This is a genomic window from Kitasatospora sp. NPDC001664, from assembly GCF_053596675.1.
The window spans coordinates 1-1,459 of the sequence record NZ_JBSFGS010000095.1; the positions used below are offsets into that span (position 1 = coordinate 1).

General features: G+C 70.7%; 1 protein-coding gene. It reads right to left on the reverse strand.

From position 1 onward, the window contains the following. Positions 1–43: 43 nt before the first annotated feature. A partial coding sequence (locus ACWCYY_RS40825) for an ISL3 family transposase (RefSeq protein WP_449798981.1) occupies positions 44–1,459 on the reverse strand: 1,416 nt, incomplete at its 5' end.

Below are 1,459 nucleotides of genomic sequence, written 5' to 3' on the forward strand. Positions count from 1 at the left end.
GACCTGTGGCGATAGGGCAGTCCCCTGACTGACTGCCCAGCCCTCACGGCCGGGTGAGGAGCACGCGCCTGCGGAGGAGGTCGAGCTTCGCTCGGCCGAACATCTGGCGCTTGATCATCTTGATGCGGTTGACGTGCCCCTCGACCGGGCCGGAGTTCCAGCGGAGCGTGAGGCCGGCCAGGACGGCGTCCCAGTCCTTGCGCAGACCGGTGGCGAACTTTCGCAGTTCAGGCAGGACGCTGCTCTCGGCATCCGCGGTCCACTGCTCAAGTTCTTCCTGGCCCCGGCGGTTGACGAGGATGGAGGCGAACCGGGTGACGAGGTCGCAGGCGGCGTCCAAGTCCGGGCTCCGGTCGCGGAGTTCCTTCAGGACGACGCGGTCGGCTTCTGACCGGTTGTCAGGGTGGGTGAGGATCAGCCAGGTCACCTCGCGGACCTTGGGGATCGGCGTGTGGGTGGTCGGCTTGGCGTTCTCACGCAGCCGGTGCACGAAGCGGCGCACGGTCCGCTCGCTGACGGTCAGTCCGGGCTCGGCAAGTTCGCGGTGGAGGCGGTCGGCGCTGTAGCAGCCCTCGTTGAAGCGGGCGATCAGGTAGGCGGCATGGCCGTCCAGACTGCTCTGTCGGCCACTGGGCCGCGAACCGATCAGCTCCTCGGGGGTGGCCGCGCGCATGAACCTGCAGACGGTCTTCGGGTCCAGGCCCAGTTCGGCGACGATCTCCTTGTGGCGGACGCCCTTGCTCACCAGCGCGTGCACGGCCGCATGCCGCGCACGGGTTCGCTGAACCCGCCGCCCGTCGGCCACCTCGGGCAGCACCACTTCCTCCTTCTCAGGCGCGGGCGGCACCCACTGCTGGCGGAGGCGGGCGACGGCTCGCTCGGCCGCCTCGCCAAGGTTCTGCCACAGGTGGAACCTGTCCGCGACCTGCGTGGCGGTGCCGGCACCGCGGTCCGCGCCCTCAGCGTAGTAGCGGGCCCGGTCGCGGCAGATCACCTCGACTCCGGGGTGCTCGGTGAGCCAGGCGGCAAGGCCGTCGGCGGACCGTTCGGGCAGGACATCGACCGGACGGCGGCCTTCAATATCGATCAGGACCGTGCCGTAATGGTGACCCTTGCGCAAGGCGAAGTCGTCGACGCCGAGCACGCGCACCGGCTCGGTGGCCGGGTCCGGCAGCGCGCGGATCAGGCGGATCAGAGCGTCCCGGCCGACGCCGACCGCCAGGTGCTCGGCCAGCCGGGCACCGGCCCGGCCGCCCAGCGACAGGGCGACGGCCTCACGGACCTTCCGCAACGGCACCGTGCACCGGCCGTACCGGAACGTCAGGCCCGGGATCTGCTCGGCGAAGGTCCGCTTCCCGCACTCCTCGTTGTCGCAGAAGAACCGGCGGACCCGCAGGTGCAGCACCAGCTCCTGCCCGCAGACCGCGGTGTCGCCGATCCGCCGCTCGTAACCGCTGTG